The sequence below is a fragment of the Arsenicicoccus bolidensis DSM 15745 genome (assembly GCF_000426385.1).
GTDB lineage: Bacteria > Actinomycetota > Actinomycetes > Actinomycetales > Dermatophilaceae > Arsenicicoccus > Arsenicicoccus bolidensis.
Genome location: NZ_AUFG01000010.1, coordinates 34,738 through 55,628 on the forward strand (window position 1 = coordinate 34,738; position 20,891 = coordinate 55,628).

The 20,891-nt window shown below is 71.1% G+C and carries 20 protein-coding genes; 17 read left to right on the forward strand and 3 right to left on the reverse strand.

Translation table 11 applies throughout. The annotated features are described in order from the left end of the window. Positions 1–28: 28 nt before the first annotated feature. The 4 genes from K313_RS0107575 to K313_RS0107590 are packed head-to-tail and all read left to right on the forward strand — an operon-like array spanning position 29 to position 5,359. Positions 29–1,564 (forward strand): ABC transporter substrate-binding protein, encoded by a 1,536-nt coding sequence (locus K313_RS0107575; RefSeq protein ID WP_029211106.1) that lies wholly within the window; start codon positions 29–31, stop codon positions 1,562–1,564. Continuing rightward, positions 1,564–2,631 (forward strand): ABC transporter permease, encoded by a 1,068-nt coding sequence (locus tag K313_RS0107580; protein WP_029211107.1) that lies wholly within the window; start codon positions 1,564–1,566, stop codon positions 2,629–2,631. Before K313_RS0107575 ends, K313_RS0107580 begins: the two co-directional genes overlap by 1 nt. After that, the gene (locus tag K313_RS0107585; protein ID WP_029211108.1) at positions 2,628–3,515 is read left to right on the forward strand and encodes an ABC transporter permease; all 888 of its coding nucleotides are present in this window, start codon (positions 2,628–2,630) and stop codon (positions 3,513–3,515) included. Before K313_RS0107580 ends, K313_RS0107585 begins: the two co-directional genes overlap by 4 nt. Continuing rightward, entirely contained in the window at positions 3,515–5,359 is a 1,845-nt protein-coding gene (locus tag K313_RS0107590; RefSeq protein WP_029211109.1) for an ABC transporter ATP-binding protein, read from the forward strand. The genes K313_RS0107585 and K313_RS0107590 overlap by 1 nt, the downstream gene beginning before the upstream one ends. 17 nt (positions 5,360–5,376) lie before the next feature. Here K313_RS0107590 and K313_RS0107595 read toward each other — a convergent pair whose 3' ends face one another. Together K313_RS0107595 and K313_RS0107600 are read right to left on the reverse strand one after the other, a co-directional pair. Then, a complete protein-coding gene (locus K313_RS0107595) occupies positions 5,377–7,224 on the reverse strand; it encodes a choline/carnitine O-acyltransferase (RefSeq protein WP_029211110.1) in 1,848 nt (615 codons plus the stop codon). A gap of 224 nt (positions 7,225–7,448) precedes the next feature. After that, positions 7,449–7,850, reverse strand: coding sequence for a membrane protein (locus tag K313_RS0107600; protein ID WP_029211111.1), 402 nt, complete (start codon positions 7,848–7,850; stop codon positions 7,449–7,451). A gap of 421 nt (positions 7,851–8,271) precedes the next feature. Between K313_RS0107600 and K313_RS20445 the strand changes: the two genes are divergently transcribed. The 4 genes from K313_RS20445 (at position 8,272) to K313_RS0107620 (ending at position 12,876) form a co-directional block, all read left to right on the forward strand. Beyond that, entirely contained in the window at positions 8,272–9,444 is a 1,173-nt protein-coding gene (locus K313_RS20445) for a GntP family permease (protein WP_205621836.1), read from the forward strand. A gap of 116 nt (positions 9,445–9,560) precedes the next feature. Then, positions 9,561–10,319, forward strand: coding sequence for a 3-hydroxybutyrate dehydrogenase (locus K313_RS0107610; RefSeq protein ID WP_029211112.1), 759 nt, complete (start codon positions 9,561–9,563; stop codon positions 10,317–10,319). Positions 10,320–10,487: 168 nt separating this feature from the next. Next, positions 10,488–11,903, forward strand: coding sequence for a polysaccharide deacetylase family protein (locus tag K313_RS20450; protein WP_156911229.1), 1,416 nt, complete (start codon positions 10,488–10,490; stop codon positions 11,901–11,903). Positions 11,904–11,916: 13 nt separating this feature from the next. Continuing rightward, positions 11,917–12,876, forward strand: coding sequence for an exodeoxyribonuclease III (locus K313_RS0107620; protein ID WP_205621837.1), 960 nt, complete (start codon positions 11,917–11,919; stop codon positions 12,874–12,876). A 92-nt stretch (positions 12,877–12,968) separates the two neighbouring features. Here the strand turns inward: K313_RS0107620 and K313_RS0107625 are convergent, their stop codons facing one another. Continuing rightward, positions 12,969–13,169 (reverse strand): helix-turn-helix domain-containing protein, encoded by a 201-nt coding sequence (locus tag K313_RS0107625; protein ID WP_019286771.1) that lies wholly within the window; start codon positions 13,167–13,169, stop codon positions 12,969–12,971. 387 nt (positions 13,170–13,556) lie between these two features. Between K313_RS0107625 and K313_RS0107635 the strand changes: the two genes are divergently transcribed. The 9 genes from K313_RS0107635 to K313_RS0107675 all read left to right on the forward strand — a co-directional run bounded on the left by K313_RS0107635 (position 13,557) and on the right by K313_RS0107675 (position 20,886). Further along, positions 13,557–14,024 (forward strand): DoxX family protein, encoded by a 468-nt coding sequence (locus tag K313_RS0107635; protein ID WP_029211116.1) that lies wholly within the window; start codon positions 13,557–13,559, stop codon positions 14,022–14,024. Continuing rightward, complete coding sequence (gene ligD / locus K313_RS0107640) at positions 14,021–15,037, forward strand: non-homologous end-joining DNA ligase (protein WP_029211117.1); 1,017 nt, start codon at positions 14,021–14,023, stop codon at positions 15,035–15,037. Before K313_RS0107635 ends, ligD begins: the two co-directional genes overlap by 4 nt. 64 nt (positions 15,038–15,101) lie before the next feature. Continuing rightward, entirely contained in the window at positions 15,102–15,518 is a 417-nt protein-coding gene (locus K313_RS0107645; RefSeq protein WP_029211118.1) for a histidine kinase, read from the forward strand. A 6-nt stretch (positions 15,519–15,524) separates the two neighbouring features. Further along, positions 15,525–16,001: a sensor histidine kinase gene (locus tag K313_RS0107650; RefSeq protein WP_029211119.1), complete on the forward strand. Its 477-nt coding sequence runs from the start codon at positions 15,525–15,527 to the stop codon at positions 15,999–16,001. Then, positions 15,998–16,702 carry a response regulator gene (locus K313_RS0107655; RefSeq protein ID WP_029211120.1) on the forward strand — a complete coding sequence of 235 codons (705 nt, stop codon included), beginning with the start codon at positions 15,998–16,000 and terminating at the stop codon, positions 16,700–16,702. Before K313_RS0107650 ends, K313_RS0107655 begins: the two co-directional genes overlap by 4 nt. 164 nt (positions 16,703–16,866) lie before the next feature. Beyond that, positions 16,867–17,355, forward strand: a complete 489-nt coding sequence (gene nrfH, locus K313_RS0107660) for a cytochrome c nitrite reductase small subunit (protein WP_029211121.1) — start codon at positions 16,867–16,869, stop codon at positions 17,353–17,355. 4 nt (positions 17,356–17,359) lie between these two features. Beyond that, positions 17,360–18,907, forward strand: coding sequence for an ammonia-forming cytochrome c nitrite reductase subunit c552 (locus K313_RS0107665; RefSeq protein WP_029211122.1), 1,548 nt, complete (start codon positions 17,360–17,362; stop codon positions 18,905–18,907). A gap of 289 nt (positions 18,908–19,196) precedes the next feature. Beyond that, entirely contained in the window at positions 19,197–20,165 is a 969-nt protein-coding gene (locus tag K313_RS0107670; RefSeq protein WP_029211123.1) for a tetratricopeptide repeat protein, read from the forward strand. 1 nt (position 20,166) lies between these two features. Further along, entirely contained in the window at positions 20,167–20,886 is a 720-nt protein-coding gene (locus K313_RS0107675; protein ID WP_029211124.1) for a cytochrome c biogenesis CcdA family protein, read from the forward strand. Positions 20,887–20,891 lie beyond the last annotated feature (5 nt).

The window sequence follows — 20,891 nt, forward strand, 5'->3', positions numbered from 1 at the left end:
GCAGGACCTCAGAGGAGAGGGAACGGCTATGGCAGGCAAGGCGATCAGTCGCAGGGAGGTGCTTCGGCTCGGCGCGGGACTGACCGCGGGAGCCGCCCTCGCCGCGTGCTCGCCCGCCCCCGACTCGGTCACCTCCGAGCTGATCCACGGCGCCACCGGCGGCGGGCTCAAGGACACCGTCGACCCGCACTTCCCGGTGACGATGCCGGACATCGCGCGGGTGCGCAGCCTGTTCGAGCCGCTGCTGCGGTTCACGCCGGACTACCGCATCGAGCCGTGCCTGGCCGAGAGCGTGGAGCACAACACCGACGCCACGCGCTGGACCTTCCACCTGCGCGAGGGGGTGACCTTCCACGACGGGCGGCCCCTCACCGCCACGGACGTCAAGGCCTCGCTCGAGCGCATGGGCGACCCCAAGAACCCCACCGCCCTGCTCAGCGACGTCGCCCCGCTCATCGACTTCGCGGCGAGCCGGGCGGTCGACCCGCGCACCTACCAGCTCGTCCTCAAGCAGTCCTACGGGATCATGGACCAGCTGCTCGCGGCCTACACGATGGGCATCGTCCCCCAGGACTTCGACCTGGCCCGCCCGATCGGCACGGGCCCCTTCCGCTACGAGTCCTTCGTGCCGGGCCAGCGCTCGAGATTCCTTCGCCACGATGGCTACTGGGACCGCAAGGCCAGCGTCGACTCGCTCGTGATCATCGACTTCACCGACGACGCCGCCAAGGTATCGGCGCTGCTCGCCGGCCAGGTCCACACCATCGACAACCTCCCGGCCTACCTCGCGGGGGCGATCGAGCGGCAGGGCGCCCACACCCTCGTCTCCGAGACGGGCGGCTGGGTGCCGTTCACGATGCGGGTCGACGCCAAGCCGTTCTCCGACAACCGGGTCCGTCAGGCGATGCGCCTCATCGTGGACCGCCAGCAGATGATCGACCAGGCGCTGAGCGGCTTCGGGCGGCCCGGCAACGACCTCTACGGCCCGTTCGACCCGGACTACCTCGGCGGCGCGCTGCCGCAGCGGCACCAGGACATCGCCCAGGCCAGGCACCTGCTCAAGGCCGCCGGCCAGGAGGACCTGCAGGTCGAGCTGGTCACCTCCACCGCCGTCGGCACCGGCGGCGTCGAGTCCGCCAACCTCTTCGTCCAGCAGGCCGCCAAGGCGGGCGTCCAGGTGCGCGTCACCAAGGCCGACGCCGGCGCGTTCTACGGCGAGCGCTACCTGTCCTGGGTGTTCGCCCAGGACTTCTGGTCGACCCGCCTCTACCTCCCGCAGGCGATCGCGTGCGCGCTCAAGACGTCGGCCTACAACGAGACCCACTTCAACCACCCGCAGTTCACCGAGCTGATCACCTCGGCCCGCCGCACCACCGACCCCGCGCGGCGCCGCACGCTCGTGCAGGACGCGCAGCGGATCGAGCACGAGGAGGGCGGCCTGATCATCTGGGCGTTCGCCAACCAGGTCGACGGCTACAGCCACCAGGTCACCGGCCTGCAGCCGGCTCGCGAGCAACCCGTCTCGGCATTCCGGTTCAACACGATCACGCTGAAGGGGAGCTGATGGGAGCCACCCCGCACACCCCGCACACCCCGCGCCCCGCGCACACCGCCCCGTCCGCGTCGAGCGAGAGCGCTGCCGCCTCGAGCCGCCGCTCGCCGGTCCGGGCCTGGACCCGCTGGCTCGTCCGCCGGGTCCTGCTCGCCCTCGCCAGCCTCTGGGTCGTCTCGGTCATCGTCTTCCTCGCGACCACCGCCCTCGGCGACCCGGTCCGCGCGATCCTCGGCAAGGACTATGCCGTCAGCCCCGAGCGCGTCGCCCAGATCCGCGAGACGCTGCATCTCGACCAGTCGCTGCCCGAGCGCTACCTCACCTGGCTCGGCGGGCTGCTCCGCGGCGACCTCGGCACCAGCATCGCCAGCCAGCAACCGGTCGGCCAGCTCCTCGCCGACAAGGTCGCCAACAGCGCCTTCCTCGTCCTCGTGGTCGCCCTCGTGATGGTGCCGCTGTCGCTCGGTCTTGCGGTCCTGGCCGCGCGGCACCGCGGCCGCGCCGTCGACAACGTCCTGCAGGTCATCACCCTCGCGCTCGCGGGCGTGCCGGAGTTCGTGACGGGCATCCTGCTCGTGGCGCTGCTGTCCACCAGCGTCTTCCACGTCCTGCCCGCCGTCACGGTCCTGCCCGCCGGGGCGATGGTCTGGGAGCGGCCCGCGTCGCTGGTCCTGCCCGTGGCCACCCTCGTCGTCGCCGTCGTCCCCTACCTGATCCGCATCCTGCGCTCCAACCTCGTCGAGACCCTCGACTCGGACTACGTCGAGCTCGCCCGGCTCAAGGGCATCCCCGAGGACCGCGTGCTGCGCCGCCACGCCCTGCCCAACACCCTGGTCCCCACCGTCCAGGTCACCGCGCTGCAGCTGGCCTGGCTGGTCGGCGGCGTCGTCCTGGTCGAGTACCTCTTCAACTTCCCCGGCATCGGCGCGACCCTCGTCGACTCGGTCCGCAACTCCGACTACCCGATGGTGCAGGCGCTCGCGATGCTCATCGCCGCGGCCTACGTCCTGCTCAACCTCGTGGCGGACGCCCTGTCGATCCTGCTGACGCCGCGCGCCCGGACGGGGATGGTCGCATGAGCAGCAGCAGCAGCAGCACCAGCACCAGCACCAGCACCGGCGGCCAGACCGGCACCGGCACGCGCTCCCGGTCGCGTCTCGCCGGGCTGGCGCGCGACCCCCGCGTCGTCATCGGGACGATCCTGACCCTGGTCGTCGTGCTGCTCGGCGTGTGCGGCCCGTGGATCGCCCCGCACGGCGAGTTCGACATCGTGGGGCGGCCGTTCACGCGCCAGGGCTCCTTCCTCGGCACCGACTACCTCGGGCAGGACGTCCTGTCCCGGGTGCTCCACGGCGGGCGCGCCATCCTGGTCACCTCGGTCCTCGCGACCGTCCTCGGCGTGCTGGTGGGAGTCGTGTATGGCGTCCTCGCCGCCTACGGGGGTGGCTGGGCCGACGAGCTGCTGATGCGGGCCAACGACGTCCTCCTGGCGTTCCCGCAGATCCTCGTGGCGCTGCTCGTGCTGTCCGCCGTCAAGCAGCCGGCCTGGTGGGTGATCGTGCTGTTCGTCGGCCTCGCGCACTTCCCCCGGGTGGCGCGCGTGGCCCGCGGCGTCGCCCTGACCTATGTCCACCAGGACTTCGTCGGGGCCGCGGAGGCCATCGGCGAGAAGCGCTGGCGGATCGTGGCGACCGAGCTCGGCCCCAACCTCACCGTGCCGCTGCTCGCCGAGGCGGGGCTGCGCCTGACCTACTCCATCGGCCTCATCGCCGGCATCGGGTTCCTCGGGTTCGCCTCCGACCCCGGCGCCGCCGACTGGGGGCAGATGACCAACGAGAACCGCCTCGGCCTGCTCGTGCAGCCCTGGGGCGTGCTCGCGCCGGTGCTGATCATCGCGGTCTTCACCATCGGCACCAACCTCATCGCGGACGCGCTGGGCGCCCGGGCCGCCAAGGGGGAGTGATGGACAGCACCGGACCCGCGAGAGACGCGGCGAGCACCACCCCCGGCACCCCCGAGGGCCCCGTCTGCGTGGTCGAGGGCCTGCGCGTCGGGCTCACCGGACGCGGGCTCGACGTGGTCGAGGACGTCGACCTGGTCGTGTCCGCCGGCGAGGTGCTCGGCCTGGTCGGCGAGTCCGGCTCGGGCAAGACCACGACGGGCACGGCGCTGCTGGGCTATGCCCGCACCGGCGCCGAGATCACCGGCGGCCGCATCGACGTCGCCGGGCACGACCTGCGCTCGATGAGCTGGCAGCAGGTGCGGGCCGTGCGCGGGCTCGACGTCGGCTACGTCCCGCAGGACCCCAGCTCGGCGCTCAACCCCGCCATCCGGATCGGGCAGCAGCTGCGCGAGCTGCTGGACCTGCACTCGATCGGGACGCCGCAGGAGCGGGACGAGCGGGTCCGCGAGATCCTGCCCGAGGTGGGGCTGCCCGCCGACGACACCTTCTTGCGCCGCTATCCCCACCAGCTGTCCGGCGGGCAGGTGCAGCGGGTGGCCCTGGCCATGGTCTTCCTCCCGCGCCCGGCGGTGCTGGTCCTCGACGAGCCCACCACGGGCCTCGACGTCACGACCCAGGGCAAGGTCCTCGACACCCTCGGGGAGCTGTGCCGCCGCTTCGACGTCGCCGCGCTCTACGTCACCCACGACCTGTCCGTCGTCGCCACCATTGCCGACCGCGTCGCGGTGATGTATGCCGGACAGGTCGTCGAGGTCGGCGCCACGCGTGCGGTGTTCGCCGAGCCGGCCCACCCCTACACGCGGGCGTTGCTGCGCGCCATACCGCACCTGCACAAGCCCTATGCCCTCAGCGGCATCCCCGGCCTCGCTCCCGCACCGGGGCGACGGCCCGACGGGTGCCGCTTCAACGACCGGTGCGAGCACGCGGTCGAGGCGTGCCGGGCCACCCAGCCCGCCCTCGTCGAGGTCTCGCGGACGGGCGGAGAGAGCCACGTCGCGCGCTGCATCCGCGTCGACGAGCTGCCACCGTGGGACCCCGAGGACCGCGCGGTCAGCGACACCGTCCCCGACCGGGAGCGCGAGATCGTGCTCGAGGTCGCGGGGCTGGACGTGAGCTATGGCCGCACCCAGGTCGTCCACGACGTCAGCTTCGACCTGGCCCGCCGCGAGATCGTCGCGCTGGTCGGGGAGTCCGGCTCCGGCAAGACCACCACGTCGCGGTGCGTCGCCGGCCTGCACCAGGACTGGACCGGCCGGATCGAGCTCGAGGGCGAGCAGCTCGTGGCGTCGGCGCGGCGGCGCTCCCCGGAGCAGCGCAAGCGGGTGCAGTACATCTTCCAGAACCCCTACCAGTCGCTGAACCCCCGCCGCACGGTCGAGCAGATCCTCACCCGGCCGCTCGCGCTCTTCGGGATCGCGCGTGGCCGGGCGGCCCGCGAGCGCGCGGCGGAGCTGCTCGACCAGGTCCAGCTCGACCCCTCCCTGCTGCGGCTTCGCGCGGGGCGGCTGTCCGGCGGCGAGCGACAGCGGGTGGCGATCGCGCGAGCCCTCGCCGCCGAGCCGGACGTGCTGGTGTGCGACGAGATCACCTCGGCGCTGGACGTGTCGATCCAGGGCTCGATCACGGCGCTGCTCGACCGGATCAAGGCCGAGCGCGGCATCTCCATGCTGTTCGTGACGCACGACCTCGCCCTCGTGCGCTCGATCGCCGACCGCATCGTCGTGCTCAGCGACGGCCGCGTCGTCGAGCAGGGCCTCACGGCGCAGGTGCTCGACCACCCGCAGGAGGACTACACGCGCGAGCTGCTGGCCCACACCCCGCAGCTGGCCAACGCCTTCGACTGAGCCGACCGCCCCGGCCGTCAGCCGGCGGTGTCCTCGAGAAGGCTCCACAGGGCTGCGACCCCATCGGCCAGGGCCTGCTCCAGCTCGCCGACGCGCTCCGCGACGCCGTCGGTCCAGCTCAGCGTGAACTCCACGACTCCTTGGTCGGGCAGCGGGACGTAGTAGATGCCGATGCCGCCCTCGCTCGTCGCCGCGAAGGCCGCCCGCACGATGCGCGAGGGGTCGCCCAGCGACGTCGTCGACAGGAAGTCGGTGGTGAGCCGGCCGTATGCCGGGTCGTCGTGCAGCGGCACGGCATACCCGTGGCGATCCGCCATCAGCCGCAGGCCGAAGAGGTGCCGGTCGATCCCCTGGCCGCTCTTGCACCGCTTGACCTGCGTGCGGTGCGAGTCCAGGTGGGCCAGCAGGAGATCCGGGGTGGCGGTGCCGTCGACGAGGGCGCTCGCCAGGTCGACGGCCGCCCTGGTGTTGGGGCGCAGGCACTCGGTGCGGCCGCCCTGGTACTCCCGCATGTCCACGGACTCGTAGGTCGAGCGGACCCGGCCGTAGGTCCGCAGCTGGGCGTAGAGCATGACGGCCTGCAGGCAGGCGTCCATCGAGACCTTGACCGGCAGGGTGGGCAGCGGGCCGGCCGGCACGCGCAGGATGCGCACACGCTGCCGGTCCGCCTCGCGGGCGTACTCGCCGACGCCCTGCTCCAGGGCCGCGCGCTGGTCGGCCGAGAGGGCCCAGGCGAAGGGCTCCGTCGACGCGGGCTCGTCGTGCGGGCCGCCCTGGTCGAGGGTCACGTCCTGGGCCCGGCCGAGGATCGCCACGAGGGTGGACCCGTCGAGGGTGCTGTGCTCGAGGTGCAGGCCCGTGAAGTCGTCGGCCAGGTCGACCTGCAGCGTGACCGGCTTGAACGGCCAGGCCAGACCGGGTGCGAACGCCACCTGCCGCAGGTGGTCCGCCGTGTCCGCTCCGTCCTCCGGCGCTGCGGCTTCGGTGGCTTCAGTGACCTTGGAGGCCTTTGAGGCCTCGGTGACCGCGGTGACCTCGGTGGACCCGGTGACCTCGGAGGCCTCGGCGGAGGAGTCGGTGAGGGCGATGAGGAACAACGCCTCCCGCAGCCGCGCGTAGGTGTGGGCGTTGTCGCCGTCCTGCTGCAGCTCGGCGAGCATCGCGGCGGCGTCGTCACCCGCGAGGTAGCCCGCAGCGGTGAACCCGGGCCCCTCGGCCTCCGGCAGCGCCACGACCTCGTCGAGCCCGGCGCGGATCGCCGTGACCGACAACGGGCCTCCGGAGGTGTCGCTCACGCGCACCGCCACCGCTCGCCCGCGCCACAGGGCCACGACCTCGCGGTCGGCGGCGTCCTGGCGGCCGGGCAGGAAGACGTCGAGGCCCTGCCTCGGGTCGCGGAGGCCGCCCTCGACGTGGTCCCACTGCTGCTGGCACAACGGCTCGCCGCGCGGGCTGACGTCGGCGCCCGCGTCACCGCGCAGGTGCGCGAGGTAGGCCGCCGCCATCCGGTGGATCAGCTCGGCCGCGCGGTCCAGGCCGCTCCCGGTCGTCGGCATGGCCAGCTCGAAGCCCACGTTGCTCGACAGCGGCAGCGCCACCCGCGTCACGTGGTAGGCCTCGAGCCAGGCCTCCCACAGCCAGCTCCGCCCGAGCGCGTCCTCCTCGGCCGCGAAGGCCTCGAGGGCGGACTGGCAGGCCGGCCCGTCACCGGCCGCGAAGGCCTCGACCGCACCCCGCGTGACCTCGAGCTCCTCCGGCGACAGCAGCACGGCCACCGTCTCGAGATAGCGGTCGAGCGTCTGGCGCAGCGGGGGCACCGGCAGTGTCTTGGCGGTCGTCGGGGTGGGCGTGCTCGCAGCGGTCATGGACCCTCCTCGCGCGCCAGCCTAGCCACCGTCAGACGCGGGGCGGCGGCGTCATACGGCCCTGGAGCGATGCTGCCGGACGACAGAGTGGTCACAGACCCGACACCAGGGCGCCCCAGACGTCGGATCTGCGACCACTCTGTCGCAGCGGACGAACGACGGCCCCCTCCACACCGGGTGGAGGGGGCCGTCAGGTCGACGGGCGCGAGGCGCGAGGGACCGGGTCAGTTGGCGATCGAGTCGACGACCAGGGAGCCGGCGATGCCGAGCATGAAGACGTCCTTGGCCACGCCGGTGCCCTCCTGGGTGGGGCGGATGCCGTCGATCGTCATGCCGGGGGTCTGGCGGTACATGTTGAGCAGGCCGGCGCTGAACGCACCGAGGCCCGCACCGGCGAGCCAGCCCGGGACGACGGGGAGCAGCAGGGCCGCGCCGAGCGCGATCTCACCGTAGGCCAGCGCCTGGCCGAACTGCTTGGCCGGCACGTCCTTGAGCTGCGGGACGCCCACGGCGCCCATGTCGCGCAGGCCCTGGGCGGCCTCCTCGGGCAGGTTGCGCTTGCCGAGGCCGGAGTTGATCAGGAAGAGGCCGGTGGCGATGCGGGCGGGGGCTGCGGCGATGCTCATGCGTTGTCTCCTGGTGTCTGCGGGGTCAGATGGGTCACGGGTCGAACCGTACTCGTTGAAGCATCAACGAAAAGTCACGCCCCGTTGTTCCCGCTACGGGCGTGGACCCGGTCACAGTGTGTCACCGTCGACCAACTAGGGTGCGGCACAAGCCCTTCGGCGGCAGTGACGCCGCCCCGATGCAACGGAGCACGCGTGAGCCTCATCATCGTCCTGGCCGCCCTGGCCTTCCTCATGTACATGGCCTATCGCGGCCACAGCGTGATCCTCTTCGCCCCCATCGCGGCCATGGCGGCGGTCCTGGTGACCGACCCGCAGCTCGTGGCACCCGTCTTCACCGGGCTGTTCATGGACAAGATGGTCGGCTTCATCAAGAACTACTTCCCCGTCTTCCTGCTCGGAGCGATCTTTCGGCAAGCTCATGGAGACCTCGGGATTCGCCCAGGCCATCGTCACGTCGGTCATGCGGATCGTCGGGCCCAAGCGGGCCATGCTCTCGATCGTCCTGGTCGGGGCGATCCTGACCTATGGCGGCGTCTCGCTGTTCGTCGTCGTCTTCGCCGTCTATCCCTTCGCCGCCGAGATGTTCCGCCAGAGCGACATCCCCAAGCGGCTCATCCCCGCCACCATCGCGCTCGGCGCGTTCACCTTCACCATGGACGCCCTGCCGGGCACGCCCCAGATCCAGAACATCATCCCCACCACCTTCTTCAAGACCGACGCGTATGCCGCCCCGGTGCTCGGCCTCGTCGGGGGCGCGTTCGTGCTGGCGATCGGCATGGCGTACCTCGAGTGGCAGCGCCGGCGCGCCGCAGCACGCGGCGAGGGCTACGGCAAGGAGCACAGCAACGAGCCCACGGCATACGAGGGCGGCACGCTGCCGCACGCCCTGCTGGCCATCGTCCCGCTGGTCCTGGTCGGCGTCGTCAACAAGGTCCTCACCACGGTCATCCCCGGGTTCTACGGCGAGTCCGTCTCGTTCAACCCGGCGGTGGTCGGGGCGGCCAAGCCCGTCAGCGTCCCCGTCGCCGCCAGCACCGCCATCTGGGCCGTCGAGGGGGCCCTGCTCGTCGGGATCCTCAGCGTCTTCGCCCTCGCGTGGCGGCCCGTGGTCACGTCCTTCGCCGAGAGCGCCAAGCCCGCCATCAGCGGGTCCCTGCTCGCGACGATGAACACCGCCTCCGAGTACGGCTTCGGTGCCGTCATCGCCTCCCTCGCCGGCTTCCTCACGGTGGCCGAGGGCCTGAAGGCGATCCCGAACCCCCTGGTCAACGAGGCGATCTCGGTGACCGCGCTCGCCGGCATCACCGGGTCCGCCTCGGGCGGCATGAGCATCGCGCTCGGCGCCATGGCCGACCAGTTCATCGCCAACGCGCAGGCCTCCGGGATCCCCATGGAGGTGCTGCACCGCGTGGCCTCGATGGCGAGCGGCGGCATGGACACGCTGCCGCACAACGGCGCCGTCATCACGCTACTCGCCGTCACCGGCCTGACCCACCGCGAGTCCTACAAGGACATCTTCGTCATGACCATCATCAAGACCGTCGCCGTCTTCGTCGTCATCGGCGTCTTCTACGCCACCGGCCTGGTCTGACCGCGCCGCACCCGGCCGTATGCCGCTCCTCCCGCCCGACTCACACCCACCACCCGACCTGACCTCGCACCGCCCGACCTGACCTCGCACCGCCCGATCCGCCCAGGGAGAACCTCATGAGCCCGACCATCGACCACACCGGCCGCCGCGCCCTCGTCACCGGGGCCGCCAGCGGCATCGGCGCCGCCTGCTGCGAGAGCCTCGCTGCGAGCGGGGCGCACGTCCTCGCCGTGGATCGCGACGCCGACGGGCTGGCGGCGCTCGCCGCGCGGGTCCAGGGGGTCGAGGCCGTGCCCTGCGACCTGTCCGACCTCGACGGCCTCGCCGCCCTGCCCCACGACGTCGACATCCTGGTCAACAACGCCGGCATCCAGCACGTCTCGTCGATCGAGGAGTTCCCGCTCGAGCGGTTCGAGCTGATCATGCGGCTCATGCTGCACGCGCCGTTCTATCTCGTCCGTCAGTCGCTGCCCCACATGTACTCCCGCGGCTGGGGCCGGGTCGTCAACGTGTCGAGCGTCCACGGGCTGCGGGCGAGCGCCTTCAAGTCGGCGTACGTCACGGCCAAGCACGGCATGGAGGGCCTCAGCAAGACGGTGGCCCTGGAGGGCGCCGCGCACGGCGTGACGAGCGTGACCGTCAACCCGGCCTACGTGCGGACCCCGTTGGTGGAGAAGCAGATCGCCGACCAGGCCCGCACCCACGGCATCCCGGAGGACCAGGTCGTCGAGCAGATCATGCTGACGCCGGTCGCCGTCAAGCGCCTGGTCGAGCCGGCGGAGGTCGCGGACCTCGTCACCTTCTTGACGGGTCCGTCCGCTGCCTCGATGAGCGGGTCGTCATACGCCATGGACGGGGGCTGGACCGCCCACTGAGCTCGGTCGAGGCTCCGCGGGCGGGGTGACATCGCCTCCGCCAGAGAACGCCCCTGACCCCTCACAACCTTGGAGGGGTCAGGGGCGTCCTAGATACGTGATGGTGACGCTACGAAGCGGTACCGTCGCGAATAGTGCAATTGCCAATGATTCGCAAGGGAGAAGTGGATGTCTCGGGGGGACCAGGGAACGACGGTGCAGCGAGGGCGCGGCCGTCAGGTCGGGGGATCCGTGCTCCGGGTCGTCGTGCTCGGCGCCAGCGCCGTCCTGCTCGCGGCCTGCACGACCGGGAGCAACGACGGCGGCGGCCAGGCCGCGCGCTCCGGCGGGGCGAACGGCGCGACGTCGGGCGGGTCTGCAGGTTCCTCGGGCGCGGGCTCGACCCCGACGCCGACCCCGACGCCGACCCCCACCCAGGACGCGCTCGCCAAGGCCAAGGTCCAGGCTGCGCAGTACGACTACGACGGCGCCCTCAAGACGCTGTCCGCCGACGGGTCCCACGAGGCCAAGGCGCAGGTCGCCCAGGTGCAGGCCGCCAAGGCCAAGGCCGTGAGGTGGGCCGACAACACCAAGATCCCGCACCTCTTCTACCACTCGCTGTCCGTGGACCCCGCCAAGACCTTCACCGGCGGCTCGGAGGGCGTCGGGTTCAGCCAGTACATGGCGACGGTCGACGAGTTCAAGGCCCAGATCAAGCAGATGCACGAGCGGGGATTCGTGCTGGTGCACCCGCAGCGCATCGCCAAGAAGGGCCCCGACGGGGTCATGCACTTCCAGCCGATCATGCTGCCGCCCGGCAAGAAGCCCGTCGTGCTCTCCCTCGACGACCTCAGCTACTACGAGTACATGATGGGCAAGGGCTTCGCGAACGTCCTGATCAAGAAGGACGACGGCCGCGTCGTCAACACCTACACCGACCGGTCCGGCAAGACCGTCGAGGGCAGCTACGACTGCGTGCCGATCCTGGACGACTTCGTGCGCGAGCACCCGGACTTCGCCTACCACGGCGACAAGGGGTCCATCGCGATGACCGGCTACAACGGCGTCCTCGGCTACCGCACCTCCGAGCGCAAGTACGGCGCGAGCCCCACCACCAAGGACGCCCAGGCCAAGGCCAAGGTCGTCGCCGACGCCATCAAGGCCAACGGCTGGAAGTTCGCCTCGCACTCCTGGGGCCACATCAACATGACCCGCAGCGGGCTCGGGCAGATCAAGGACGACGCGGGCCGCTGGGACCGTGAGGTCCGCCCGATCCTCGGCGACACCGACCTGATGATCTATCCCTTCGGCGCCGACGTCTCCGACGCCAAGCCCTACAGCGACGCCAACCCCAAGGTCGCCTTCCTGCGCGGCACCGAGAAGTTCGACTACTTCTTCGGCGTCGACGGGACCTCGCCGAGCTGGGTTCAGCTCGGCCCGACGACCCTGCGGCAGGCGCGAATCAACGTCGACGGGCTGTCGATGCAGCGTGCCCTCGACGGCAAGCGCTCCGCGATCACCCAGTTCTTCGACACCAGGTCCACGATCGACAAGAAGCGGCCCCTGCCCGTGCCGTCCATCGGCGGACCCACCGCCGGCGGCTGACTAGGATCGGCGGGTGCTGCGCATCGCCTCCTTCAACGTCAACGGGATCCGGGCCACGCAGCGTCGTGGCTTCGACGACTGGCTCGCCGCGCGCGGCTGCGACGTCGTGGCGCTGCAGGAGGTCCGGTGCCCCGTCCCGCTCCTGCCGGACGGCGTCTTCCGGGACTACCACCTGACGTATGACGCCGGCCAGACGGCCGGGCGCAACGGCGTGGCCGTGCTGACGCGCGAGGCGCCGGCCGCCGTGCGGAGCTGGGGTGCGGGCGTGCTCGTCCGCGCACCCGGCGACAGCCACGTCGAGCTGCGCGAGCACGCCGAGACCGGGTCTCTGGCCCGGGAGCTCAAGGCGTTCGCCGCCGAGGGGCGTTACGTGGAGGTCGATCTCGCGGACCAGCCGCTCACGGTGGCGTCCCTCTACCTCCCCAAGGGCGGGCTGCCCGCGCATCTGCAGCAACCGGGCCGGATGCGCGAGAAGCCCGACGGGGGAGCGAAGTACGAGCGCAAGATGCGCTTCCTGCGGGGCTTCGCGCGACACCTGACGGCGACCCGCCGGGCAGCCGCGGCGCAAGGCCGGGAGTTCCTCGTGATGGGGGACTTCAATGTCGCCCACACCCGGCTGGACGTCAAGAACTGGCGCACCAGCCAGCGCTCTGAGGGATTCCTGCCGGAGGAGCGCGAGTGGTTCGGGTCGATCCTGGCGCCGCGCTCGCTGGTCGACGTGGTGCGCCGGCTGCACCCGGACGTGGACGGCCCCTACTCGTGGTGGAGCTGGATGGGAGGGGCCTTCGACCGGGACACCGGCTGGCGCATCGACTACCACCTCGCCTCCCCGCGCCTCGCCAAGGCGGCGATCGCGGGCGGGACGGACCGCGAGGCCTCGGCGGCCGAGCGCCTCAGCGACCACGCCCCGGTCGTCGTCGACTACGACCTACCCCAGGTAGTCACATCGACCGGCCTTCGCACCCCAGGCTGATGTGACCAAGGCCGGTCGATCTGCGTGCGACCGGCCAGCGCCCATCCTGAACGGTGCTCAGCCCCCCAGGTCGGCCCGTCCTTTGAGCAGACTCAAGCGTCGCCGCTGGGCCGGGCGTGGAGCTCGAGGCCCAGGACGTCGAGAACCGCGGCCAGCTTGTCGAGCCGGAGCGTGGGCTTGTCGTGCTCCGCCTCCCGGACGAACCTCTCGGAGACGCTGGCCATCTCGGCCACGTCGATCTGCAGCAGGCCGAGCGAGCGACGCCGCTCGCGAATCTCGTGACCCAAGGACATGCTCGCCTCTTCCTGCCGTCCGTGCAGCGATTGTGCCCCGCACCGGCACGATCGCGCCGGTCCGGATTCAGGTTATCGCGCCAGGCGCCCCGTCGGGGCTCGTCGGCACGATCGTGCCGGTCGCGGGTGGGTGGGGCCGGGTAACGGTGGCCCTGTCGCCATACCGGCAGGATCGTGCCGGTATGGCGACAGCCAGAGGCCAGGTGCAGGCCCACCAGCAGGGCCCAGGCCAGGAGTGGTCCGCCGACATCAGGACCCATCACCTGAGGGTGCCCCTCACCCCGAAACCCCTCGAACCGCTGCGGACGGGGCCGGCGTGCCAGCATGAGCCACGACGCGCCACGCACCGCGCGACCTGCCCGTGATCCCCACCGCGAGGAGCCACCCATGTCCGTCCTTCGTACCAGCACCCCGCCCACCCGCTCGCAGGAGGTGACCCGGCTGACGCTGGGCGCCTTCATGGCGTTCGCCGGCGTCTCCCACCTCACCTTTGCGCGGCAGGACTTCCAGGCCCAGGTCCCGGGGTGGTTCCCGTTGGACGAGGACCTGGTCGTCCTGGCGTCGGGGGTCGTCGAGATCGGGCTCGGGGCAGCCCTGCTCGCCCTCCCGCGGCAGCGCCGGCTCACGGGCATCGCCCTGGCGGCGTTCTACGTCGCCGTGTTCCCCGGCAACATCGGCCAGTATGTCGAGGGCGTCGACGCGTTCGGCCTCGACACCGACGGCAAGCGCCTGGCCCGCTTGTTCGGGCAGCCCGCCCTGGTCGCCGCCGCGCTCTGGGCCGCGGGACTGCCCGAGCGCCGGGACCGGCGAGGCTCGCGACACGTCGGCGACGCCCCGCGCGAGGACCGACCGTGACGCCCTCGCGGGGTCCGGCCGAGGAGGTCGAGGTCGCCGGCCGGGTCGTCCGCGTCAGCAACCCCGACCGCGTCTACTTCCCCGAGATCGGCGCGACCAAGCGGGATCTCGTCGACTACTACCTCGCGGTGGGCGAGGGGATCGTGCGGGCCCTGCGCGACCGCCCCTGCATGATGCACCGCTACCCCGACGGCCTGGCGGGCGACAAGGTCCACCAGAAGCAGCTCCCCAAGGGGGCGCCCGACTGGGTGGAGACGGCCCCGGTCTACTTCCCGCGGTTCAAGCGGACGGTGCGCGAGCTGTGCGTCACCGACCTCGCCCACGTCGTGTGGGCCGTCCAGATGAGCACCGTCGAGCTGCACCCGTGGAACAGCCGCCGCGCCGACGTGGAGCGGCCCGACGAGTGGCGCATCGACCTCGACCCGATGCCCGAGGCCGGGCTGGACCAGGTCCGTCAGGTGGCCGCGGTGGTGCACGAGCTGCTCGACGAGCTGGGCATCGTCGGCTACCCCAAGACCTCGGGCGGCCACGGTCTGCACGTCTACGTCCGGATCGCCCCGGACCACGAGCACGCCGACGTCCGGAGGGCGGCGCTGGCCTTCGCCCGCGAGGTGGAGCGCCGCGCGCCAGAGCTGGTCACCACCACCTGGTGGCGCAAGGACCGCGACCCCGCAGCGGTCTTCGTGGACTACAACCAGAACGCCCGGGACCACACGATCGCCGCGGCCTACTCCGTGCGCGGCACCCCCACGGCCACCGTCTCGTGCCCGATCACCTGGGACGAGGTCGCGGACGTGGAGCCGTCCGACCTGACCATCGCCACCGTGCCCGAGCGGTTCGCCCGGCTCGGGGACCTGCACGCCCACATCGACGACGTCGCCCATGACATCGCACCGCTGCTGGCGTGGGCGGAGCGGGACGAGCGCGAGGGCAGCGCCGGCCCTGACGGCCCAGACGGCCCAGAGACCCCGGAGAGCGACCCCACCATGCCGACCGATACACCCAGGATCTAGGATTTCCCCTGTCATTCCCGTGGAAGATACGGGGAGGCTAGACCGAACGGCCCAGGGAGGTGTTGTGCCAGAGCTGGGCCGACACGGCGACAACGACCTCTGGCTGCGGCAGCTGCGCCTCGTGGGTGTGGGCCTGCCGGCGCTGTTCATCGTCATCGTCCAGCTGCTGCGGCCGATCTTCTTCGACCGCTACTGGCCGCGGGACGGCGACACCATCGTCAGCGTCCTCACGGCGCTGGCCGCGATCGCGTTCGGCCTCATGATGTTCCGGCTCATCGACCAGCTCGTGGAGGACGACCGCTATCGGTCGACCGTCACCGAGCGCGACCGGATCGCGCGCGAGCTGCACGACTCCCTGGCCCAGGTGCTGGGCGCCACGCAGCTGCGGCTCCAGGCTGCGGCATACCACCCGGCGGTCCAGGACCACGACGACCTCAAGACCGAGCTGGCCGACGTCGCCCACGACTGCCAGGACGCCTAACGCGACGTGCGGGAGGCGATCCTGGGGCTGCGCGAGCACAACCGCACCGACCACACCTTCCTCGAGGGCCTGGCCAGCTATGCCGAGAAGTTCTCGCGGCAGTCCGGCATCGACACCACGGTCGTCGCCGAGATCCCCGGCGAGCCCTCCCTCACCCCGCACCGCGAGGTCCAGGTCATCCGGATCATCCAGGAGGCCCTGACCAACGCGCGCAAGCACTCCGGGGCCCGGCGAGCCCGGATCACCGTCGACGAGACACTGGACTGGACGAGCTTCGTCGTCGAGGACGACGGCCAGGGCTTCGTGGTCGACGTGGCGCCGGGCGAGCGCGAGGGCTTCGGCCTGCACTCCATGCGGGAGCGCACCGAGCTCGTCGGTGGCCGCCTGCTCGTCGAGTCCGGCCCCGGGCTCGGCACCAAGATCACCATCACGGTGCCCCGCGGTCAGCGCGGCACCCGTCACCCCTCCGGGATGTCCGTATGACGAACGCCGCCGACTCCACGACCGCGCGCCCCACCCGGGTGCTGCTCGTCGACGACACCGCGTTGTTCCGCCGCGCGATCGCGACGCTGGTCGACGCCCAGCCGGACCTGGAGGTCGTCGGCCAGGCCGACAACGGCCTCGAGGGCGTCGAGCAGGCGCGACGGCTGCAGCCCGACCTGGTGGTCATGGACATGGAGATGCCGGTCATGACGGGCATCGAGGCCGCCAAGGTGATCCTCGAGCAGCTCCCCGGCATCAAGGTGATCATGCTGACGGTCTGCGACGACGACGAGCGGCTGCTCGGGGCCATCCGCATGGGCGTGCACGGCTACCTGCTCAAGGACCTGCACCCCGAGGAGCTGTTCGCCATGCTCCGGTCGGCGGCCCGCGACGAGACCCCGGTGTCTCCCCAGCTGGTGGGCCGCCTCCTGGCCGAGCTGCGCGGGGGCGGCGCTCGGCATACCTCTCCTGCCACGGCGCAGGCCGCGGAGCCTCAGCTGTCCCAGCGCGAGATGGACACCCTCAAGCTCGTCGCGCGGGGCATGTCCAACCGCGAGATCGGTCGCGCGCTGTCGATCACCGAGGGCACCGTCAAGAACCACGTGCACAACGCGCTGCACAAGCTCGGGCTCGACACCCGCATCCAGGCCGCGGCCTACATGGTGCGCTCGGGCTATGCCGAGCCGCCGCGCACCGACTGATCCCCTGCCGCCCCTGACCCATGGGTACAGCCTGGGGGATCCTGCATATACCTCTTTTCTATCCATCGACGGATGGTCCGGGCCCCACCACCGGCCGCAGGATGAGTGCGATGGACGTGCCGACAGCGGCAGGTCCGCACGCGCACGCAAAGGATGGTGACGAGGTGGCCGCTCCCCAGGGGTCGCGCCTCGGGTGGCTCATGTCACCCAGAGGACTCTTCTCCGTCTTCCTGTCCCTGGGCATCGGCACCCTGGTCGGCGTCGTGCTCTTCACGATGGTCTACGCCAATGGCGCTTCGTACCTCTCGAGCGACCCGAAGGCCTGCGTCAACTGCCACGTGATGAACACGGAGTACAACGCCTGGGTCAAGTCCAGCCACGGCAAGGTAGCGACCTGCAACGACTGCCACACCCCCCACGACCTGGTGGGGAAGTACCTGACGAAGGCCGAGCACGGGTGGAACCACTCCCTCGCCTTCACGACCGGCAACTTCCCGCAGAACATCCAGATCAAGGAGCGGAGCCTGGCGACCGTCGAGGAGAACTGCTTGCGCTGCCACCAACAGCTGGTGGAGGGCATCCAGCACAGCCGGCCCCCCAACCAGAAGGTCTCGTGCGTGCAGTGTCACGCCGACGTCGGGCACATGAGGTGAGGACATGAACGCGACAGCATCTGACAATCCCAAGGGCGCGAGGAAGCGTCGTGGCGGAGGCCGCAAGGGACTCCTGGCCGCGATCGTCCTGGCCACCGCGTTGGTGACGGTGGGCGTCGTCGCCCTCCTCGTCAACATCTTCCAGCACAAGCAGGAGGCCCAGGACACCAACTTCGCAGTGGTGCAGCTCGACGAGACCGTCGTCGACCCGGCCGTGTGGGGCAAGAACTTCCCGCTGCAGTACGACATGTACAAGCGGACCACCGACCAGCAGCGCACGAAGTTCGGTGGCTCCGAGGCGGTGCCCCACGTCCCCGAGGGCGCGGACGCCCGCAGCACCGTGGCGGGGCAGAAGCTCGAGAAGGACCCGCGGCTCGTGCAGATGTGGGCCGGCTACGCCTTCGCGACCGACTACCGCGAGAAGCGCGGCCACGCCTACATGCTCGTCGACCAGCGTGACACCAAGCGGGTCAACGAGTTCAAGCAGCCGGGCACCTGCCTCAACTGCCACGCCTCCATGGCCAAGGTCTACAAGGACCTCGGCAACGGTGACGCCAAGGCCGGCTTCGACAAGATCAACCACATGACCTACCAGGAGGCCACCAAGCTGGTGGATCACCCGGTGGCCTGCATCGACTGCCACGACCCCAAGACGATGCAGCTGCGGATCACGCGTCCTGCCTTCCAGGAGGGCATCAAGGCGCTCAAGGCCAGCCAGGGCGTCCCGAACTTCGACGTCAACACCCAGGCCACCACCCAGGAGATGCGGTCCTTCGTCTGCGCCCAGTGCCACGTGGAGTACTACTTCAAGGGCAAGGACAAGACGCTGACCTTCCCGTGGGCCAAGGGCGTCAACCTGGACAACGAGTTCGCGTACTACCAGGAGGTGGGCTTCACCGACTGGGAGCACAAGACGACGGGCACCCCGATGCTCAAGGCCCAGCACCCCGAGTTCGAGATGTGGAACCAGGGCGTGCACGCCAAGGCCGGCGTGACCTGCGCTGACTGTCACATGCCGTACACCGCGGTCGGTGCGCAGAAGGTCTCCGACCACTGGGTCCGCAGCCCGATGCTCAACGTCAACAAGTCCTGCCAGGTGTGCCACCACGCCTCCGAGGACGAGCTGAAGTCCCGCGTCGAGACGATCCAGACCCGCGTGGCCACCAGCCGCAGCCAGGCCTTCGACGGCCTGACCGCCCTGATCAAGGACATCGAGGACGCCAAGAAGGCCGGTGCTCCCGAGGACCGGATCGTGGCCGCGCAGACCTGGCACCGCAAGGCGTCGTTCTACATCGACTACGTGATCTCGGAGAACTCGACCGGCTTCCACGCCCCCGAGGAGTCCATCCGCTACATGCAGACGGCGACCGACTCGGTCCGCAAGGGTCAGCTGGCCCTGCTGGGCAAGGAGAAGGCCGACCCCACCGCAGCCAAGGCCTTCCAGATGTGGAAGGAGAAGAAGGCTGCCGACGCCAAGGCCGCTGCCGCCGGCCCCAAGGCACCGGCCACGCCGGCAGCGACGGCGACGCCGACGCCCACCCCGTCTCGCTGACGGGATCGGAGGGGCACCGCACCCGACTCGGTGCCCCTCCCACACGGACCAGACCGCCTCGTGGGGACGAGGCGGTCTGCCCGTGCGTGGGGGTCCTGGCCCGCCCTCTCCCGCGACGGCCGGGGCACAGGTCCGGTCTATCCCCGCGGCCGTCGTCTATATCCTCTAAATACCTTGGTTCTATCCAAGACGTGCCCTACGACGGATGGTCCGACCGGGTGGTCGAGGCGGAGGCTGGGGTCATCGGACTCCCCGCGGCCCACCGGCCGCCCGAGCACAGGACACTCGTATGACGCAGCGCCAGGCGCCCCAGACACCACCCGCAGGCGGCGGCACCCCCGCCCCGACGCACGAGAGCGGCGACCTGCGCCAGGCCCTGCTCGCGTCGCTCGGCCTCCCCGCCGACGCCACGCCCGAGGCGGTCGAGGCCGCCCACGAGCGCGTCGCGACATACCTCTCCTCGGCACCGACCGAGCTGTCCGGCTGGGCCACCCAGCAGGCGACGGCCGCCGACGCGGCCCACGCCGTGCTCACCGGCAAGGCCGGCGACGTCCTGAGCCGCCGCGCGACGCCCGTGACGGCGGCTCGGCGGACGGGCGACCGGCCGCAGATCCCCAAGCTGGTCACCGTGCTCGGGTCCATCGCACTGATCGCCGCCATCGTGGTCGGCGTCTACGTCTGGGGCCCGTCCCGCAACCCCACGCAGGCCAACCCGCCCGTGGCGATGGCGGACCAGGCCGCCGCGGGCGCCACCGCCAAGCCGTCACCGACCGCCACGACCCTGGACACCGCCAAGGCCAAGGCGCTCGAGGACAAGATCAAGGCCGACCCCAAGGACGAGCAGGCCATGGCCGAGCTCGGTGACCTCTACTTCGGGGCCAACCACTTCCAGAAGGCCGCGGCCATGCGGCAGAAGATGCTGGCGCTCAAGCCCAACGACACCAACCTGATGCTGTCGACCGGGGTCGCGCTCTTCAACGCCCGCGACCTCAAGGGCGCCGAGGCCCAGTGGAACAACGCGATCAAGGTCGACCCCAAGAAGGCCGAGGCGTACTACGACCTGGGCTTCCTCAAGCTCAGCCAGACCCCGCCCGACTCCGCCGGCGCCAAGGCGCTGTGGGACAAGGTCATCGAGCTCGACCCCAACGGTCCGCTGGCCCAGAAGGTCCAGAACCACATGGGCGCGATCATGACGCCCGCCCCCACCGGCGCCGCCCACGGCTCCGGGGCCACGCCCGCACCGACGACCAGCAAGTGACATGGACGGGATCACCATCCCGCTCGCGCTGCTGGCGGGAATCGTCGCCTTCGCCTCACCCTGCTTCCTGCCGGTCGTGCCGGTCTTCGTGAGCTATGTCGCGGGGACCTTGCCGGTCGGCGGGGGACGGGCCCGGCGCAACGCCGCCGCCCAGGCCCTGGCCTCCGTGCTCGGCTTCGGGGTCGTCTTCATCGCCCTGTGGTGCTCCATCGGACTGATCGGGTATGCCGTCGGCGACCACCGCGACGCCCTGCGCATCATCGGCGGGGTCGCCCTGATCGTCATGGGCCTGCACGTCGCCCGGCTGATCGAGATCCCCGTCCTCTACCGCGAGGTCCACGCCCCCGTCGGCGGCCGGCCGCAGCTCCCGGGGCAGCAGGCCCCGACATACCGGCGATCCCTGCTGATGGGCCTCGCCTTCGGCGCCGGCTGGACCCCGTGCATCGGACCGGTCCTCGGCGGCGTCCTCGGGCTCGCCACGGCGAGCGACTCGGTGGGGCGCGGCGCGCTCCTGCTGGTCGCCTTCGCCCTCGGTCTCGGCATCCCCTTCGTGCTCGTCGCGATGGGCGCCACCGAGATCACCGCCCGTCTCGGCTGGCTGCGCAAGCACGAGATGGCGATGTCCCTCCTGTCCGGCGCGATGCTCGTCCTCATCGGGTTCGCCATGGTCACCAACATCTTCGGCAAGCTGTCCGGCCTCATCCCGGCCGTCGGCGTGTGAGACAG

What these genes read in the sequence shown, in the direction of transcription:
- K313_RS20445 (WP_205621836.1), top strand. Translation starts at nt 8,272, where the DNA reads ATGGAGACCTCGGGATTCGCCCAGGCCATCGTCACGTCGGTCATGCGG.
- K313_RS0107610 (WP_029211112.1), top strand. Translation starts at nt 9,561, where the DNA reads ATGAGCCCGACCATCGACCACACCGGCCGCCGCGCCCTCGTCACCGGG.
- K313_RS0107600 (WP_029211111.1), bottom strand. Translation starts at nt 7,850, where the DNA reads ATGAGCATCGCCGCAGCCCCCGCCCGCATCGCCACCGGCCTCTTCCTG.
- K313_RS0107575 (WP_029211106.1), top strand. Translation starts at nt 29, where the DNA reads ATGGCAGGCAAGGCGATCAGTCGCAGGGAGGTGCTTCGGCTCGGCGCG.
- K313_RS0107675 (WP_029211124.1), top strand. Translation starts at nt 20,167, where the DNA reads ATGGACGGGATCACCATCCCGCTCGCGCTGCTGGCGGGAATCGTCGCC.
- K313_RS0107585 (WP_029211108.1), top strand. Translation starts at nt 2,628, where the DNA reads ATGAGCAGCAGCAGCAGCAGCACCAGCACCAGCACCAGCACCGGCGGC.
- K313_RS0107635 (WP_029211116.1), top strand. Translation starts at nt 13,557, where the DNA reads ATGTCCGTCCTTCGTACCAGCACCCCGCCCACCCGCTCGCAGGAGGTG.
- K313_RS0107595 (WP_029211110.1), bottom strand. Translation starts at nt 7,224, where the DNA reads ATGACCGCTGCGAGCACGCCCACCCCGACGACCGCCAAGACACTGCCG.
- K313_RS0107625 (WP_019286771.1), bottom strand. Translation starts at nt 13,169, where the DNA reads ATGTCCTTGGGTCACGAGATTCGCGAGCGGCGTCGCTCGCTCGGCCTG.
- K313_RS0107590 (WP_029211109.1), top strand. Translation starts at nt 3,515, where the DNA reads ATGGACAGCACCGGACCCGCGAGAGACGCGGCGAGCACCACCCCCGGC.
- K313_RS0107670 (WP_029211123.1), top strand. Translation starts at nt 19,197, where the DNA reads ATGACGCAGCGCCAGGCGCCCCAGACACCACCCGCAGGCGGCGGCACC.
- K313_RS0107580 (WP_029211107.1), top strand. Translation starts at nt 1,564, where the DNA reads ATGGGAGCCACCCCGCACACCCCGCACACCCCGCGCCCCGCGCACACC.
- K313_RS0107655 (WP_029211120.1), top strand. Translation starts at nt 15,998, where the DNA reads ATGACGAACGCCGCCGACTCCACGACCGCGCGCCCCACCCGGGTGCTG.
- K313_RS20450 (WP_156911229.1), top strand. Translation starts at nt 10,488, where the DNA reads ATGTCTCGGGGGGACCAGGGAACGACGGTGCAGCGAGGGCGCGGCCGT.
- K313_RS0107665 (WP_029211122.1), top strand. Translation starts at nt 17,360, where the DNA reads ATGAACGCGACAGCATCTGACAATCCCAAGGGCGCGAGGAAGCGTCGT.